Below are 18,915 nucleotides of genomic sequence, written 5' to 3'. Positions count from 1 at the left end.
GCAGGCCTGTAACAGTGAAAATAATGTTAAATTTTGCCGATATTACAGGCCGGATAAGACTGATTCACAGTATTCCCATTTAGGAGAAACATGAAACGGTTGCAAAACGAATTGACAGCGCTCGTTAATCGTGGAATGGATCGTCATTTGCGGCTGGCGGTAACAGGGTTAAGTCGCAGCGGAAAAACCGCCTTTATTACTTCTTTGGTAAACCAACTTCTGCATGTTCACAGCGGAGCCAGATTGCCGCTGTTTTCTGCTGTGCGCGATGGACGCTTACTCGGTGTGAAACGGGTGCCCCAGCGAGATTTTGGGGTGCCTCGGTTTACCTATGATGAGAACGTCACAGAATTATATAACACTCCCCCTGACTGGCCGACGCCAACGCGCGGTGTGAGTGAAATACGCTTAGCATTGCGTTATCGTTCTGAAGATTCCCTGTTTCGTTACCTTAAAGAAACTTCTACTCTTTATCTGGAAATTGTCGATTATCCGGGCGAATGGTTATTGGATTTACCCATGCTGGAACAAAGTTATCTGGCGTGGTCACGGCATATGCACGGATTACTGAAAGGGGAAAGAGCAAATTGGGCGAAGTCATGGTTAGCGTTATGCCAGCAATGTGATCCATTGGCGCCTGTTGATGAAAACTTACTTGCCAGAATCGCTCAGGCTTATACGGATTACCTACATCAATGTAAACAGCAGGGTTTGCATTTTATCCAACCTGGCCGTTTTATCTTGCCGGGGGATCTGGCGGGAGCACCCGCGCTGCAATTCTTCCCGTGGCCAGATATTGACAGCATCGGGGAAGCGCAACTCGCAAAGGCGGATAAACAGACCAATATAGGCATGTTGCGTGAACGTTTTGCTTATTACTGCGATCATATTGTTAAGGCATTCTATAAAGAGCATTTTCTGCGTTTTGATCGGCAAATTGTTCTGGTGGATTGCTTGCAACCATTGAACAGTGGTTCGCAAGCGTTCAATGATATGCGGCTTGCATTGACGCAACTGATGCAGAGTTTTCATTATGGTAAACGAACACTGTTTCGTCGTTTATTCTCGCCTTGCATCGATAAATTGCTGTTTGCTGCCAGCAAATCTGATCACATTACGCCAGATCAACATGCCAATCTTGTTTCACTCTTACAGCACTTGGTACAGGAAGCGTGGCAAAATGCGGCGTTTGAAGGGAGCAGCATGGATTGTGTCGGGCTTGCATCTGTTCAGGCAACAGAGAGCGGCGTTGTTATGCATAAAGGTGAAAAAATCCCTGCCATCAAGGGTAACCGTTTGTCAGATGATAAGTTATTGACATTTTTTCCGGGAGAAGTGCCACAGCGCTTGCCGAATAGTGAATTCTGGCAAAAACAAGGATTTCATTTCGAATCATTCCGACCAAAACCCGTCGATGTCAACACACCGTTACCCCATATCCGCATGGATAGCGTGATGGAATTTTTATTGGGAGACAAATTAACATGACTGAACCTTTGAAACCGCGAATGGATTTTGACGACCTTGTACAAACATCGTCCGAACCACCACTAAAAGCAAAAAAAGAATTCGCTGGACAGGAAAAAGAATTCTATCCGGTTATGTCAGAGCTGGAAGCAGAAGAGAAGGAAAGTGAATTTGAAGGTGCGGTGAATGCAGTACTGAAACCGAAACGCAGTTTTTGGCGAAAAGTTTTTTCCAGTGCTGTCTTGTTGTTGGGGATGAGTGTTGTTGCCCAATGTATTCAGTGGATATACCAGGCATGGCAGCAACATGACTGGATTGCCCTGGGGATCGCCGCAGCAGGCGGCATGATTGTGTTTGCAGGAATAGGTAGTGTGATCAAGGAATGGCGACGCCTTTACCATTTGCGGCAGCGTACAGAAGAACGAGATACTGCGAAAATATTATTGCAAAGTCACGGTATCGGCAAGGGAAAGCAATTTTGTGAAAAATTAGCAGAACAGGCCGGAATTGGGCAACAACATCCGGCATTACAGCGTTGGCAAGCTGCCGTGCATGAAACCCACAATGATCGTGAAATTGTCATGCTATACAGTAAATTAGTTCAACCAGCCTTGGATACACAAGCTAAACAAGAGATCAGTCGCTCTGCTGCGGAATCGGCGTTGATGATCGCGGTCAGTCCATTGGCTATTGTGGATATGGCCTTTATTGCATGGAGAAATATTCGCCTTATCAATCGTATTGCAGCGCTTTATGGCATCGAGTTAGGCTATTTTAGCCGCATCCGCTTATTTCGGTTGGTATTGCTGAATATTGCCTTTGCAGGAGCATCAGAATTAATCAGGGAAGTGGGTATGGACTGGTTGTCACAGGATATTGCCGCTCGTCTTTCTGCACGTGCTGCACAAGGGATTGGAGCCGGATTACTCACAGCTCGTTTGGGCATCAAGGCAATGGAATTATGTCGGCCTTTGCCGTGGATTGATGGAGATAAACCGAAGTTAGGGGATTTTCGTCACCAATTGCTTACCCAGCTTAAAAGTACGTTACCAATGAAAAACAAAAGTACAGCCAAAGACACGGCTAACAGCAAAGTGGCCAGCTAATGGCGATTGTCATGCCAGCTTGACATCTTACTTTCTTGTAAACTTTTTCTGACAAGGCTTCATCTATTGGATAGTAACAGGTAACATTCAGGCAGTTAAAAACATCGTGTAAATAAGGTCAGAAAAATGCGATTGGAAGTGACTTGTCAGGATCGAATTGGGTTAACCCGCGAATTACTTGATTTACTCGTTTTACGAAATATTGACCTGAAAGGAATTGAAATTTCTCCTGCAAGTCGTATTTACCTTAATTTTACTCAAATTGATTTCAATATGTTCCGTGAATTGATGGCAGAAATTCGCCGTATTAATGGCGTTATTGATGTCAGAACCGTTGCCTTTATGCCGTCAGAGAAAGAGCATAGGGCGATGTGGACACTGTTGGAATCAGTTCCTGAACCTATCTTTTCTATTGATATGAAAGGCAATGTTGAACTGGTTAACTCCGCTGCTTTAGCATGGTTTGGTGTCAGTAAAGAAAAAATTAGCCAAAAAAACATTGGTCATCTGATTAGCAATTACAATTTTCTTCGCTGGCTTGAAAGTGAGCATCATCAACCACATTCAGCGCAATTATCCATTAAAGGGCAAGATTATGGAATGAATATTATTCCTATGCAATTAATGGATGAAAATCAAGTTGTTAGATGCGTAGGTGCCGTAATTATGTTGCGTTCTGGTGAAAACCATCCAACGGCGCATATTGAGTCACTACGCAAAAAATTAACCGTAAATGATGATGACGCTTTTGAACAGATTATTGCTGTCAGCCCTAAAATGGTTCATATCGTTGAGCAAGCTCGCAAAATGGCAGTTCTTGATGTTCCCTTGTTGCTTGTTGGTGAGACAGGGACGGGAAAAGATGAATTTGCTAAAGCTTGTCATTTACGCAGTGCAAGGGGAAAACAGCCTTTTCTTGGGTTAAATTGTGCTTCCATGCCAGATGATGTTGTAGAAAGTGAGCTGTTTGGTTATGCGGCGGGAGCCTATCCCAATGCATTGGAGGGCAAAAAAGGTTTCTTTGAACAGGCTAATGGCGGGACGGTTTTATTAGATGAAATTGGTGAAATGTCGCCGCAGATGCAGATTAAATTACTTCGTTTCTTGAATGATGGAACTTTCCGTCGTGTTGGTGAAGAAAGTGAAGTTAAGGTGAATGTCCGAATCATTTGTGCCACTCAGAAAAATTTAATTGAGTTGGTACAAAAAGGAGAGTTCCGTGAAGACCTCTATTATCGGCTGAATGTCTTAACCATCACATTACCTCCTTTGCGGGAACGTCAGGCGGATATCATGCCATTGGCGGACTATTTTGTAACACGTTTTGCGCAAGAACAGGGCTTGCATAAACCTAAGTTCTCTGCTGGCTTAGAGCAATTTTTGTGTGGTTATCATTGGCCAGGCAATGTTAGACAGCTTCGCAATGCGATATATCAGGCATTGACTCAACTTGAGAATAACAAACTAACCCCGCAGGATATCCGGTTACCGGAACTAGAAGCTGAGGTAACATTTAATGAAGATATTCTGGTGGGTTCTTTGGATGAAATCAGTAAGCGTTTTGAACGCTCTGTACTGACACGTCTTTATCGCCATTATCCTAGTACACGTAAGCTGGCAAAACGGCTTGGGGTTTCTCACACGGCAATAGCCAATAAATTACGGGAATATGGTCTAAGTGGTAAGAGACACTTGGTTGAACATGAAGACGATGAATAATCACTGAGGTATTACTGCTTTTAACCATATTCAATATATAAAATAAGCTGGCGACGATAAAATAACTAATTGTGATTTTATCATCGCCAGGAAATGCGCTTTAAAGACTAAGTCTTAGAAAATGCGTTGCTGTGTTGAAAAACCAAAGCAATCATAAAACAATTATTTCAATGCGGCTAATGCACTGTCATAGTCAGGTTCATTGGTGATTTCATCAACAAGCTGGCTATAAATAACCTGGTTATTTTCATCCAGAACAACAACAGCACGTGCAGTCAGTCCAGCCAATGGACCCTCACTTATTGCAACGCCGTAATCTTCCTGAAATTTACCACCTCGAAGCGTAGAAAGAGTGACAACATTCGACAACCCTTCAGAACCACAAAAACGAGACTGAGCAAAAGGCAAGTCTGCTGAAATGCACAGTACGACAGTATTGTCTAATTCACTGGCAAGTTGGTTGAATTTACGGACAGATGTGGCACAAACACCGGTATCAATGCTTGGGAAAATATTAAGCACTTTACGTTTACCCGCGTAGTGGCTCAATGTTACATCAGCAAGATCTTTAGCGACTAGCGTAAATTCTTTTGCTGCCTGACCTGCTTGTGGAAAATCTCCGCTAACGGTGATATCACCACCTTGAAACTTGACTGTTTGTGTCATGGTTTAATCCTTCTATAAAGTAAACTGCGTCGTCAGTGTAAAGGAATAGTGCGATCTTGCCCACAAAAATAGATGTAATGTTCAGAAATACTCTCCCTTCGTTTAATTAACAATGTCTTATAATTTATTTTTAGAACAATTATTAGGCACGCAAGGAAAATGTTTCCTATAGTCGTACCGTGTATATCATCCGGAAATACAATTAAGCGATGAAGAGTCAGCACGAAATTTAAGTACAAACAAGGAGCAGATGTGGAAACGATCTATGGCTCGGTATTTAAAGGTTCAAATGCAATTTATGCCTGTCAATTAAATGGCAAGGGAGGTATCACGGCATTTGGGGACGATTCACCCGTAACATCAGAGCAGCCTGTTTGGCAACATCTCGATTATAAAGATCCGGACAGTCATCAATGGATCATGAATACAACCTTGCTCCCGTTTCCGGTCAAGGACGGGTTAGTGAGTGAAAATATTCGTCCAAAGGTAGTGCGTACAGGTGAAGGAACTTTAATTACCTTGAGATCGGTGAACCGTAATAATAATGCGCGTCCCGATCATCTGGTTTCGTTTCGCATCTATATTAATGACAAAATGATTATCTCCAGCCGCCATCGAAAAATTCATTCCATCGATCAAATTTTGGATGATTTGCATAATGGTGTTGGTGCGAAAAGTACAGGAAATTGGCTGGTAGAAATAGCCGGAGCCATTACTGATGAAGCCAATGACTTTATTGAAAAGTTACATGATAATCTGATTGAGTTCGAAGATGATATTCTGGAACAGAAAGTTCCTGGGCGCGGAGAATTGGTATTACTGCGTAAACAGTTAATCGTTCTGCGCCGATATATGGCACCACAGCGGGATATTTTTATCCGTTTGGCCAGTGAGAAATTACCCTGGATGAATGATGAAGAGCGTCGTTTAATGCAGGAAATTGCTGACCGATTGGGAAGGGGGATCGATGATCTTGATGGGAGTATTGCCCGAACCGCAGTTCTTGCTGATGAAATCACTTCCATGATGGCGGATGCCATGAACCGCCGCACTTATATGATGTCTTTATTGGCGATGGTATTTTTGCCCACCACTTTTTTGACGGGATTATTCGGTGTCAATTTAGGGGGAATACCAGGCAATGAGTATCGCTTTGGATTCGGTTTGTTCACTCTTTTATTGTCATTATTAATGGTGGCTTTTGCGTGGTGGTTAAGGCGGAGCAAATGGCTATAAGATTTGAGATAAATCAATAACTGATGCCTATGATTAAGGCACTATAGGTTCCGCAGGTGAAGACAACGTTGAACGTTGTGCTCCATAATTGTAGTTTTTCTCATATTGAGTTTTATACAGAATAATTGCTCATTAATTATGCCGATACTTGTTTTAGTATCGGCTATTTTTTTGCCAGAGTTTAAGCAGCCTGTACAAAGGCCGCTTATTTTTAAATGTTTGTTACATCGATAAACATTGACTCATCAATATTCGTTGACGATACCACTGCTTCGTTAAAAGCATACTCGTCCCTTTCTCCCTCACGATGTAATGGTAAGCTGACAAAATCGAAAAGTGTTTTGTCTGCTAATTGGCTTGGGCTAACATTTTGAATCGACTTAAAAATATTCTCTACCCGACCTGGTGTTTTCTTATCCCAATCTACCAGCATTGCTTTGATTGCCTGCCGCTGTAGGTTTTCCTGAGAACCACATAAATTGCAAGGAATGATTGGGAATTTTTTGTTTTCCGCATATTGAATCAGGTCTGTTTCCCGACAATAGGCCAGCGGCCTGATGACGACATTACGACCATCGTCAGAGCGTAACTTTGGTGGCATCGCTTTCATACGTGCGCCGTGGAACATATTCAGAAACAGCGTTTCAACGATGTCATCGAGATGATGCCCAAGTGCAATTTTTGTTGCCCCGATTTTTTCTGCAAAAGAGTAGAGCGTGCCGCGACGCAGTCTTGAACACAATCCACAGGTCGTTTTACCTTCAGGGATTTTTTCTTTAACCACTGAGTAGGTATCTTTATCGACAATGTAGTAGGGAATATCCAGGCTTTCAAAATATTGGGGTAAAATATGCTCAGGAAAACCCGGCTGTTTCTGATCAAGGTTCACTGCAACGACTTTGAATTTTATTGGTGCCGCTTTTTGCAGATTCAACAGGATATCTAACATCGCGAATGAATCTTTGCCACCACTGATACATGCCATTACAACATCATTGTCTTCAATCATATTGTAATCAATGATGGCATTACCAACGTTTCTCCTCAGGCGTTTCTGGAGTTTGTTGAATTCAAGTGTCTCTTTTCTCGTATCTTTTTGATTCATTGCGACTTCTCACATTGCCGATTATACCGGCTGTAGATTTCCTATACGGTTCCTTTGCAGGGGCTGGATTATACGGATTTTTCTTTTTGTTTGAAACATATCTGTGACCAACATCGTTATTAGCGGTGGTTAATGAATTACTTTTAATCTGGTTGATTTTCTGCTTTCACATCTGGTGTAACAATAGATGATATTTTTTCGACTGGCATAAGGTCATGTTCGATATCTTGAAGTTTCATCGGCACTGTAATGGAATAAAACAAGGAGAGGCGAGGGCGATTACCAAGCGCTTGCCAAAAATTTCCCAGGCTATTGAAATTTTCTTGTGGTGGTATCACCTTAGTGTATGAATGAGGTATATCTTTTAATTGTCGGTTATTAACCAGCGCACTTAAAACGCGAGTCATAACTTGTATGGCCTGATTATCAGGTTTGCTGTCGGGACTAGAGCTATCATTTGACGGTTTACTAACATCCCAGTAGGTAATTGAATAGTTGCAATTTATGTTAATCCAACCTGGTGATAATACTTTTCTTACATAATCGTAACTTCTGGCTTCAGAAGAACGCAACTGTAGATCTTCATGTATATCGTAAAGAAATACACTGACTGTTGGTTCTGATTGAATGGAGTTAATTTCTGGTAAGTCAAAACGGATATCAATATTATTACCCTTAGCATTTAAATATTGATTTAGAATGGAAAATAACGATTCATTTATGGTAATGATAATATTGTCAGGTATGATTACATTTGTCATATTAATTCCAATATTGTTAAATTCTAGAAAGTTAGTCGGCCAATTTTATTTAGTTCAAGTATAATGGCGCGTTCAATATGCTTATTTTCTATTTTTTCACAGTGTTCATTTTTTGATAGGATTGAAGATAATAAAGCTATATTTCTAATATTGGCACCTGTCAAATCAGATTTTTTAGATAGATGAGAAAAATCAATATCGTCAGATAATTTAAATGCTTTTGGCCAAATAATCTGCCACATTTTTTCACGTAATTTTTCATCAGGATAAGTAAAACGAGTAATAAAAGTCAATCTTCGATAAAATGCATTATCTAAATGGCTACGATTGTTAGTGGCTAAAATAACTAATCCCGGATAATTTTCCAATCGTTGTAACAAGTAAGAAACTTCGGTATTTGCATATCTGTCACGAGCATCTTTGATCTCACTTCGTTTACCAAATAGCGCATCGGCTTCGTCAAAAAATAGGACTCCAGAATCTGACTCAGCCAATTCGAATATTTGTGAGATGTTTTTTTCTGTTTCACCAACATATTTATTTACAACAGTAGAAAGATCAACTTTAATTAGATCTACACCAAGTTGTTCTGCAATAACCTCAGCCGCCATGGTCTTGCCAGTTCCTGATTCACCATAAAATAAGGCGCTGATACCTGTTCCATAATTTATTTTTTCCAGAAAACCTTCGGTAAGAACATGTTCACGATAATGCATAGCTGCAACAATTTCTTTTAGTTGTTGTTCTAATACATTTGAAACGATGAGATCTTTAAAGCTACGTTTAGGTGTGATACGTTGAGCCAGAGCACCAAAATTTTGTTGGGCACGAAAATTCAATGCCTGTCGTAAATCAATTTCTTCCAATTGACCTGTTGATTGCCGTAACATTTGGTATTGAGTAGCTTCTTCAAGAATTAATGGTAATGTCTCTGGAGTAAATGAAAAACGCCGGCATAGCTGAATTATATTTTCTTCTTGTAAGGAATTATCAGGTAAGTTAACTTGTAGCATAGTTTTTTTATCTGAGAAAGTAAAAACAGGCATGTCGATTTTTACTATTGGTATATTTTTAATCCATATCAATGGATTTTGTAGCTCCGTCAGAAGAATTACACGTAATTTGTGTTGATTGAAAAGAAAGGATAACTCATTATGCCATATTTTATATTTTTCAGTTATTAAATAAGCATTGCGAATTAATAAACAAGCGTCATGTAATTTAACTTCCCGTATTGCATCTGCTATTAAATTAGTTATTGAGTTTGAATATTCCTCTTCTGGCAATCGTGCTAAATCCAGAATTAAAGTGCTAATGCCATGAAACATCATAATATTACTGACAGCTAATTCCCTGGCACTATTTTGTTTACCTCTAAGTATAACTAATGGGAAATTTTTATCCGTTTCGATTAATAATATATTTTTCAGTGAATGATAAAGTGTTGGTGGAAACCACGTTTGTAAAGTAGAGGTATGCCAGTAAGAAAAATTTATTAATGGAAGCAATACTATTTTCTGCCCTAATAAAAAATACCAGACTGTATTATGGGTTAAAAATTGTGTTTTCGATAAGATAATTTCTTCACTATTTTTAAATAGTAATAGGTTATTTTTGATTAATGAATTTTGCGGTAAAAAATTATTTTGTAGTAATTGCTTATCATTTGTGTGTTGACTGAATAGGTTAATTGCCAGAGATAGACAGGGCCAGTTCCTTTGGCTATTACCATTTAGAATAGAAAACATTATATGATAGCGGTCGTCAAAATAGGGTAATAAACCTAATAATAAAACATCTCGCTCAAATTCAGTGAGCCCAAAGCGATCAGTCAATTGTGATATTACATTAAAGGTATGGGGAGGAGAAATCTCTTGAGATATAAGAATATCATTTTTTTCAAGATCTAACCAATGTGGAATTCCTAAAGGTTTCTTTAGGCGTTGCTTTATTTCATCTTTAGAGAGTAAAAATTCTTCTGGTAATATATCATATAAATCGCATTTGTTCTGATAGAAATAGTATTGTAATTGTAAATCAATTCGTTCTATATGATGATATACGTTTTTTAATCTTGATAATATATCAATAGATATATTATTATTTTCCAATTTAATTTTCATATATTAAATCTCGATATTCTGGAAGAGTATATGGATAACGATTTTTACTTACATTTTATGTTGTTTATTTATTTGTTTATTTGTTTATTTGTTTGTGTTGTTATTATATTTTTATTTTTAAGATAATTTTGTTTTTTAAAATAGCGATATTCTGAAAAAGTAATTGGATAATAACTGTAACCGATAGTGTCGTAGCTTAAATTTTTTCTATTTTTATAGGTCTCGGTATTATCTAGACTCATACGCTGATTATCATCTCGAGTATCATCAATGTAATCGGTGATGAATCTCATACTATTGATAATAGAGTTCTGTTTACCGAATTCAGTTTCTTCATTAACCCAGTCTAATGCTAATTTGGACATTTTTCTTGTGAATGCTTTAACAAAACAGGCATTAATATATATAATAAATTTCTTATTTTTATAAGTATCATCTTCACTAAGAGCTACTAAAAATTTGAACCCAGCTTTATCTCCATGCTGGATGAATTCATTGAAAATTTCCCCAATAATTTTGAAGAATGCTTCATAATCTGATCTTTCTACATTGCTTTTCATGTTTTTATTTAAAAATTCAATTTTATATTTTTGGGGAGATCTAGTTCGTTTTTTTTCGAGACTTTTTTGAATTGATAATTTATCTCTATGTTCATAAATATATTTCAGCCATCTTTCCAATAGATTTTCAGAAAGATCATAATTTATATATATGTCTTTATTTTTTTTAAATTTTTCTTTATTTTCCTCTTTAATTAAATCATTAATCATTAATTTGACATCTGAGCTAAATCCCACAGATTGAAAATAGTCAACTTTTTTTTTCGACTTTAATTCGTCATTTGAAAAAAAATTACTTATTTCATGTATATTTTCTATTCCTAAAATCTTGTTTAATAAAGATAATAACACGTATGCATTATGGTGTTCATAAATTCTCTCTGAATTTAGTGTCTCATCAATGTATTTCGTGATTGAGTCATTTGTGCCAAATAAAAAAACAATATTCTGTTTCATAATTTTCCTAATAGTTAGACTTTATATCATGATTTATTGAAGTTAAATTTAAAGTTAATAAATTACGTAAAAACACTTCCTTTTAGGAGTTTTTTCTGCCCATTATTAAGGGTGACAGGAGAAAGATGATTACTAATCGGAACTAATCGGAACTAATTTATTCCATACTTTTCTTTTTGCTAATTCACGGATATTTATATTTTCTTTTTCCATTTTCTCATTTTGGGAATAATCTCTTGAAAAACGGTGATATTCTGAAAAGGTAATCGGATAGTAATTTTTTCCGATAGTTTTATAACTTATATTTATTCTGTCACTATAGTGATCGATATTATTTAAGCTTCTACTTTGCAAAAAATCATTAACATTAGTGGTGTAATTGTTATTATCAACGTAATTGTCATTATCAATATAGGGAATATCATCAGCATAATCAGAATCATTGATATAATCAGTAATGAATTTCATTCGATCTATAATGTTATTTTCTGGTTTTTTTGTTTCCTCATCAACCCATGATAATGTTAGTTTTGATAATTTCCTTATAAAGGCAACTCTAAAAATATCTATAATACCATTATAAATTTTATTATGATATTTGTATATTTCTTTGTTTTTTTTAAAATCCATTAGAAATTCGAATCCATCCTTGTCTCCATTATTGATAAATATATTAATAATTTCTTTTATCCAAATAAATATGGTAATGTTATTATATATATCTATCGAAGTGTTTTTTGTGTTTTTATTGAAAAATCTAGCGCAATAATTTTCAGATTTTTTGTCTTTTTGTTTTTTGAGACTTTTTTGAATTGATAATTTATCTTTATTTTTATGTATATAATTTAAAAAACTATCTAGTAACTCTTTAGAATGTTTTGTTTTAAAAAACATATTCATTGTTTTAATGGAACTGAGTTGAATTTTTTTCTCTATTAGGCTGGTTGATAATTGAATAAAGAATTCTAAATTTTTTTTAAACTTCTCCAAGACTTCATCATTTATATCTAACTTCTCATCTGAGTAAAATTTCTTTATTCCTTCCATACTTTCTAAGTTTAAAGCTTCTGTTAACAATACTAATGTTAAGTAAATATTTTCATTTCCGCTTTCTGAGTTAAGTGATTCTTCAATATATTTTTCAATTTCCTCTAACATACCAAATAGAAAAATAACATTTTTAGCCATAATTCCTCCAGTTGATTTAATCATATATTTATTTTATGATCCACTATATTGATTTTCGTTTTTTTATATTAATAATTGCCCAAGGGCTTTTAGCATCAACTTCATCGAAGAAAAGATCATATTCATCACTGTTTTCAATTCGATATTTTTTGGGAACTTTCCCTTTGAAATTGAAGAAATTTGAATATATACCTGGACCTGTTAATTGTTTTGTATGACGAACACGGCGTTCAGCACATTTTAATGCTATATTTTCATTTCTATGTCTATTGTGGAATGATTTAGTTTTGTCATCGACAAAACCTGTTCTCCATATAGGATCAAGTATACTACATCGCATATCCATTTTTATTTCGTTTCTTTTATGATATTTTAAGGCATTATCTATTTTACGGTCAATTTCAAATTCTTTCTCTAACATTATAATTTTATTTATTTTATGGGATTTATCAAGTTGATTAATTTGAATGGCAAGATGGCGTCTTTTCAACGACATAGATATGTGGAATAAAATATCTAACACTTTTTTTGATTGAATAGGACTTGAAATAATAGCATTTCCGAATATAGTGGTTATAGTATCACTGTTTATTTTCTTCCATCCTTTTCCTGATACGTCACCAAAACCGATATCTGAGTGGATCACTATTTTATCAAATCTGGATTTGTTTTTAATAGCATCATTCTTTTCGGTGGAATTTATTGTATGATCATCATCAATATAATTAATGATTTGTGAGTTAGTCAATTTAACATCAGTATCAAGGTATATTCCTCCCTCCGTGTATAAAATAACTAAACGTGCAATATCACTTGCTGATGCATAATTGTAATAAACCCCATGTAGTTGAAGTTTATAGACATGATGTAAATAACGCATTAATTCTAAAGGATCACCAAAGCGTTTTTTATTTTTTTCCGAAAGTTTTATGGAATTGTTATTGGTTTTTTTAAAGCATCCAGAATGTTTATGTGAACAATCTGGATCAACATTTTCGTATAAAATATTAAATGCTGTATCAATGTTCTTGTAGATAAGGTTGGTTGACAAGTCACCAATATCAAAGTTACCCTTTTCGGCTCTAAATTTAAGTGAATTTAATGTCTTTAAAATAAGTGATTTATCTTTATTTTCTCCCCAAATATTTACAATGTAACCAGGGTTTTCATATTTTATCGCTATAATATTTCGTAAATTACTTTCTGGAATTTTATCTCCTGTCCAGAAGTAATGGATTTTTTTAGGAATATTCATAGATTATTCTCTATCAAATGAGGGCAATGTTTATTTAATAATATAAATAACCTTAATTTAACTACGAAATCAGTTAAATTGAATTTTATTGATATTTATCAATAAAGTGCTTTATGAAATTTATTGTAAAAATATTGATAACTTAGAGGGTTATATTTACCATTTATCAGTCTACATTTTACCCTCGATAATTAGCAAAATTTATAATTTCCATTACTGTAATTGCATACTTAGACCGTATTTCAATGAGTGAAGCGCACACTCCTTGCTCATTCATACAATAACCCGCTGTTATTGTGAAACTAAAGTAACCATTATTATCCGTCATCGTAATTGACCCAGAAACGAGAATCGCAGGGCCAGTTTCTATATTTAATTCTGCATTGGAAATACCAACACTGTTATCTGAACCTTCTAATCTAGAGACTAAACGTCCTGTTATTTTATATTGTTTATGATCAAAAATTTTCATTTCGTGGTTATTGAGTATAATTTCATAGTGAAGTTTTTTAAATTCTAATAATAAAGTTTCAGAATGAGGAGCAGGAAAGAATGCGCGTAACACAAAAATACAAGGTTCTTTATTAACTGAACGAATATGAACGCGCTTATGACCAAAGGCATTTGTTATTGTAGTCCATTCTTGTGGATTACCATCATCATGATCCTTAAAAGCAACATTGGGGTTATCTAAAGTAAATGTAATTTTTATATTATCATCAGGGGGATAAACAAAAATCTCTTGGATCATTTCTTCTTCTAATGATGCAGTTTTCTCAAGCTCTATCCAAGTTAGAGGTTGAGATGATACCGTTAATAGACTCGGTTCGTCTTCGATTATATTTTGTGCTAGTGTAATTGCTGCAAGAGATTCATTAGTAAATTGCAATAGTAAAGGTTTAGCATGAAGAGTAGGGAAGAATGCATTTAGTTCAAATTTGCAGGATTCCTGATTAACTGAATGAATATAAACCCGCTTATGGCCAAGGGCATTTGTCGTTGTGGTCCATTCTTGTGGATTGCCGCTATCATGCTCTTTAAAAGCAACATCGGAATTATCTGAACTAGATAAACTAAATAAAGTAAATGTGACTTTCTGATTATCATCTGGAGGGGAGACATAAATTTCTTGAATCATTTCTTCTTCTAGTAATACATATTTTTTATTTTCTAACCAAGTTAGACCTTGGGAATTAAATGTATGTCTTATATTTTTTTCTTTCATGGTTTTTTCCTGTTAAAATATAGTATTATTTTCAATAAATATCTTTTCTTCTTAATTGAAACCTATGCTTCTTGGTGTATTCAGCAATAAATTTTAGTTTTGATTTATTGATCTTTAGATTTCGGAGTGGCAGAAATATTAGGGGATTATTTATAGAGATTTTATCATGAATCCTCTAGGGGAAATTAGTGCCACCTTAGATGAAGGTAGTACTTTTACTGTTTAGATTATTGATTGATTTTAAATATATCAATGTTTTTTAATCTCATGGACAGGCTAAAATACAATCAATGTGTTTTCTCTACTTATAGAGAGGGAAGATGTTTTTTATTGAATCACACATTATTGAAAAGTGATATCATTTTCTATATAAGTTCCTATTATTTGTGCTGTCACATGATATGTATGAAGATAAGAAATACCATCAAATGTACAATTTGCTACCCCAAAATTATTTGTTGTCCTTCTATATGTATTAGAGTCCATTGTAAAAGAAACATCCACGCCTTGTACAGGAAAACCATCAATATCTCGGACTGTCGCTGCTACTGGATAATAAGGATCTTCATCATATTTACAATCAACGAAATATTCTACATGGGGACGGCAATAATTCACATGTACGTGATATTGTACACCATACATATCTAAGGTGATTTTCGCCGGTGGTCCAGATACAAATGCTAACGATAAAGGATTAGCTGAGAGTTTGGATGGGGAATTAAAAAGTTGTGCGTTTAATGTGAATTCGCATACCATGTCTCTAGTTAAACAAATATGTACACGTTTATGACCTAAAGAGTTTGTTGTGGTAGTCCATTTTTGTGGATTACCATCATCATGCTCTTTAAAAGCAACATTAGGATTATCTAAAGTAAATATGATTTCTATATTATCATCAGGTGGAGAGACATAAATTTCCTGAATTATTTCTTCATTTGGCTTTGCAGTTTTATTGAATTCTAACCAGGTAATAGTGCGGTGCTCTGATGCATAATTTGTATTATTTTCTTTCATGGTTACTTTCCTGATTTAATCTTATTTAAGATGAGTGTTTTTATTTATTTGGAATTTTAATTTTAGTGAAAATTAAAATTCATTCCATTTTATTAATAACGGATGATTTAACCAAGGCATCTTTACTATATTTAATGGCCAGGGCCAATCGGTTAATAGTATGTCAAACGGTTGACATTGTATTGTAACATTGAACTCTCTTTCATTAATTAACAATTCTCCTGGGCGTTGTAAGAACAGTTGACGAATATCATTATGAGTAAGTTTTTTCCAGACAGGAATCTGAGAAATAATTGCGTTTAACCATTGTTCTATTATCAATTTTTCTTCCCGTTTTATCGGCGTGGTGATAACATTTTCTTCAATTGGTAATCCACATAACACATTATTTAGCCTGTTTTTTTCTATCTTAATTTCTCCAGTTTCCCAAATTAGATATTCTAAGAAATAAACTGCTTTAAATTGAGCCCGAAGATGGATGAAATTTTGTCCATCAAATAGATTGAGCTGTCTAAATAATGCAGATATCATTGGCCATAAAATGAGTATTCCAGCATTCTTTATTTGATATGGGGATTTTAATTCAGTTAATGAGACTTTGTCTGCTTCAGAATTATAGAAAGTCACATCATTAATTACTGGTTTTATACCAGATTTATGGCTATTTATATCATTGATGCTAAAATTCTGTTGTATTACCGGCGGATTCTTAGTAGGAAAATATTTTTTATACGATATTGAAATAGGTGCTAATTGCCACAATGGTGTTAGCCTGTCTGATTTTACCCAGTTATATAATACTGGATGTTGAAAAAGGTGAAGAATATTTTGTATTTCAATGCTTTCTTGTAAAACGGTTTCTGTTATTGATGTAATTTTATTTTGGGTTAATTGTGGTAAATTTTCGTTGTTAACAGCAGATAATGTCTGTAATAGCTCGGTTAATGTGTCATCAGTAGATATTGTTTGCTGTAAAAATGGTCTATTACCTGGTGTGTTTTTAGTGTCAAAGTGCTGGGATAATTTTGTGTACTCTTTTTCAGGTAGGTGTTTTTTGTAAAATTGTGAAATTTTCTGGGTCTTCCATAAAATTGATAACCATTCATTCAATAGTGAGTTCTGTTCTATGATGTTATAGAGTAAATTTATAATATCAGTTAAGTTAAGTGTGCCATTATTTATTCCCGTTTCAAGATATGAAACTGTTTTAATACCCTGAAGGTTGTTTTTTTGTATATATCTTAGAACATTGAGTATAAGTTTTTCTGGATAGATAATATTGTTTTGATACAGAGGTGTTACTGTATCTCCAGATAACATTTCTCTTTTTGTATCTGTTTTCATTTGTATATTAACTAATTGCGCTAGGTTGTTAATTTTTTCACTTATTAATGGTTCGATTTTCTGATGTAAATGTGAAATAAATTCATTATTGTTAATTGTAATGATTTTTTTTAATAAATTTGATTCATTACTTATATCTTGATATGAAGTTTTCTCATGGTTGATTTCAGTATTATTATTCTTTTGAGATTTCTCTATTACATGATTAAGAGAATCCATAATACACATTAAGAATATTGAATTGAATTCATTAAGGTATATTTCACCAAGGTTTAGGTTCACTGTTTCTAGCTTTATTTGTTGTTCACTGGCGTATTTTTTAAAGTATGTATTAATCGTTTTTTTTATATCGCGTTTATTTAAAGTGGAATTGTGCAAAATTTCATTTGCTATTTTTTGATTATTGAATTCAATATAGATTGAGATTTTATTTATCATGCTTTTTCATGTTATTATCAATTTATCAGGATGATTTAGGCCGATATTACAATGATAGCAAGATCGGCCTTGATTTCCATAATTTTATTTATATCATCGGTCAATGAGAACTGATAACAAGATTAATTATCAGCCATAAGGTCCACTATAAGGCCCGGGTTTTTTCATTATATATTTCATTTCATATAACCATCCTACTAAATCACTTTCTTTTATCTCTTCAGGGTCGTCTGGGACACCAAGGTTTATTTTCATTGCTATATCAGATTTATCATCACTACCAACAGGGATATTTACTCTGTATTCACCATCTACTCGACCATTTAAGTCGGGAGTGTCATTTTGTCCATCACACCATAGCCAACCATCTGGTGGGGGTAAATCATGGCCTTGACCGTCAACATAATAATCCTTTTTAATATGAAGTGGCACAATTGTTCCTGGAGGAACAATATGTAGAACAGAATCTAGAGTAATATTTTTTATATGCGTCTTTAGATTATTTTTTATTTCTGTCGCCATGACATTATTCACATAATCTAATAAAAAATCTGCGTTAACGCTGACACCATGTTCATCAACTCTAATACCATTACCTGCTTTAACTTTTACCCCCTCATCACTTAATTCTAAGCCACTAATACCATTCCAATTACCGGAGGCTCCTCCTACTAATTTTAAATAAAGGCCGGTACTATCAGTTACAGTAATTCCTCCTCCATCCCAACATTCAACTGCTATGCCATCTGAATCAAGACTAATGGCTGCATCCTTTTTGGCTTTTATAGAAATGCCATTACTATCAACATTGACTCCATTGGAAGGTTTAACTGAAATGTTATTATTATCGATTAGAATGCCATTACCGGCTTTAAATTGAATGATTGTATTAGGATCAACTGATACTCCATCATTATCAACGATAATACCGCTGCCAGATTTAATAGAAACATTATTATTTTCAATATTAATACCAAATCCGGTTTGAATTACCAAGCGCCCACTATTATCTAATCCTAAACCTGATTTAGAATCATTTGCTTGTCCAGGATCTTGCCCTGTTGCTTTACGACCAATATCGGCAAGATTAATTAAGTCAGTAAAATCGGATTCTAAAGGGATACTGCCTGCTTTAAAGCTTTTTTTCAACTCGTCTGTTGTAGGGAGCTCTGATTTATTATTTACATCTTTTGTATTAGATATGTTGTGTTTATTTTCCATCTTATCACCTTATATGGTTTTATGTCTT

At 34.8% G+C, this 18,915-nt stretch carries 15 protein-coding genes; 4 read left to right on the top strand and 11 right to left on the bottom strand.

Going from position 1 to position 18,915, the window contains the following annotated elements:
• Positions 1 to 90 precede the first annotated feature (90 nt).
• The 3 genes from Xish_RS17405 (at position 91) to tyrR (ending at position 4,292) form a co-directional block, all read left to right on the top strand.
• Positions 91 to 1,488 (top strand): YcjX family GTP-binding protein, encoded by a 1,398-nt coding sequence (locus Xish_RS17405; RefSeq protein WP_099119081.1) that lies wholly within the window; start codon positions 91 to 93, stop codon positions 1,486 to 1,488.
• Entirely contained in the window at positions 1,485 to 2,573 is a 1,089-nt protein-coding gene (locus Xish_RS17400) for a YcjF family protein (protein WP_099119080.1), read from the top strand. The genes Xish_RS17405 and Xish_RS17400 overlap by 4 nt, the downstream gene beginning before the upstream one ends.
• 126 nt (positions 2,574 to 2,699) lie before the next feature.
• Complete coding sequence (gene tyrR, locus Xish_RS17395; RefSeq protein ID WP_099119079.1) at positions 2,700 to 4,292, top strand: transcriptional regulator TyrR; 1,593 nt, start codon at positions 2,700 to 2,702, stop codon at positions 4,290 to 4,292.
• Positions 4,293 to 4,454: 162 nt separating this feature from the next.
• Here the strand turns inward: tyrR and tpx are convergent, their stop codons facing one another.
• On the bottom strand, positions 4,455 to 4,958 hold the full coding sequence (gene tpx / locus Xish_RS17390) for a thiol peroxidase (RefSeq protein WP_099119078.1): 504 nt from the start codon (positions 4,956 to 4,958) through the stop codon (positions 4,455 to 4,457).
• A gap of 252 nt (positions 4,959 to 5,210) precedes the next feature.
• Between tpx and zntB the strand changes: the two genes are divergently transcribed.
• Positions 5,211 to 6,194, top strand: coding sequence for a zinc transporter ZntB (gene zntB, locus Xish_RS17385; protein ID WP_099119077.1), 984 nt, complete (start codon positions 5,211 to 5,213; stop codon positions 6,192 to 6,194).
• A gap of 211 nt (positions 6,195 to 6,405) precedes the next feature.
• Here zntB and ttcA read toward each other — a convergent pair whose 3' ends face one another.
• The 10 genes from ttcA to Xish_RS17335 form a co-directional block, all read right to left on the bottom strand.
• Positions 6,406 to 7,299 carry a tRNA 2-thiocytidine(32) synthetase TtcA gene (gene ttcA / locus Xish_RS17380; RefSeq protein WP_099119076.1) on the bottom strand — a complete coding sequence of 298 codons (894 nt, stop codon included), beginning with the start codon at positions 7,297 to 7,299 and terminating at the stop codon, positions 6,406 to 6,408.
• Positions 7,300 to 7,442: 143 nt separating this feature from the next.
• Positions 7,443 to 8,060, bottom strand: a complete 618-nt coding sequence (locus tag Xish_RS17375; RefSeq protein ID WP_099119075.1) for a Pvc16 family protein — start codon at positions 8,058 to 8,060, stop codon at positions 7,443 to 7,445.
• 23 nt (positions 8,061 to 8,083) lie between these two features.
• Complete coding sequence (locus Xish_RS17370) at positions 8,084 to 10,183, bottom strand: ATP-binding protein (protein ID WP_099119074.1); 2,100 nt, start codon at positions 10,181 to 10,183, stop codon at positions 8,084 to 8,086.
• A 68-nt stretch (positions 10,184 to 10,251) separates the two neighbouring features.
• Complete coding sequence (locus Xish_RS17365; RefSeq protein ID WP_099119073.1) at positions 10,252 to 11,199, bottom strand: hypothetical protein; 948 nt, start codon at positions 11,197 to 11,199, stop codon at positions 10,252 to 10,254.
• 132 nt (positions 11,200 to 11,331) lie between these two features.
• Entirely contained in the window at positions 11,332 to 12,387 is a 1,056-nt protein-coding gene (locus Xish_RS17360) for a hypothetical protein (RefSeq protein WP_099119072.1), read from the bottom strand.
• 43 nt (positions 12,388 to 12,430) lie between these two features.
• On the bottom strand, positions 12,431 to 13,642 hold the full coding sequence (locus Xish_RS17355) for a glycosyltransferase (RefSeq protein ID WP_099119071.1): 1,212 nt from the start codon (positions 13,640 to 13,642) through the stop codon (positions 12,431 to 12,433).
• A 178-nt stretch (positions 13,643 to 13,820) separates the two neighbouring features.
• The gene (locus Xish_RS17350) at positions 13,821 to 14,867 is read right to left on the bottom strand and encodes a hypothetical protein (protein ID WP_099119070.1); all 1,047 of its coding nucleotides are present in this window, start codon (positions 14,865 to 14,867) and stop codon (positions 13,821 to 13,823) included.
• A 342-nt stretch (positions 14,868 to 15,209) separates the two neighbouring features.
• Complete coding sequence (locus Xish_RS17345) at positions 15,210 to 15,884, bottom strand: Ig-like domain-containing protein (protein ID WP_099119069.1); 675 nt, start codon at positions 15,882 to 15,884, stop codon at positions 15,210 to 15,212.
• 72 nt (positions 15,885 to 15,956) lie between these two features.
• Complete coding sequence (locus Xish_RS17340) at positions 15,957 to 17,666, bottom strand: contractile injection system tape measure protein (RefSeq protein ID WP_099119068.1); 1,710 nt, start codon at positions 17,664 to 17,666, stop codon at positions 15,957 to 15,959.
• A 129-nt stretch (positions 17,667 to 17,795) separates the two neighbouring features.
• The gene (locus Xish_RS17335; RefSeq protein WP_099119067.1) at positions 17,796 to 18,887 is read right to left on the bottom strand and encodes a hypothetical protein; all 1,092 of its coding nucleotides are present in this window, start codon (positions 18,885 to 18,887) and stop codon (positions 17,796 to 17,798) included.
• Between the last annotated feature and the right edge of the window lie 28 nt (positions 18,888 to 18,915).

The sequence above is a fragment of the Xenorhabdus ishibashii genome (assembly GCF_002632755.1).
GTDB lineage: Bacteria > Pseudomonadota > Gammaproteobacteria > Enterobacterales > Enterobacteriaceae > Xenorhabdus > Xenorhabdus ishibashii.
Note: the sequence above shows the minus strand (reverse complement) of the source record. Positions and strands in the feature narration are given on the sequence as shown.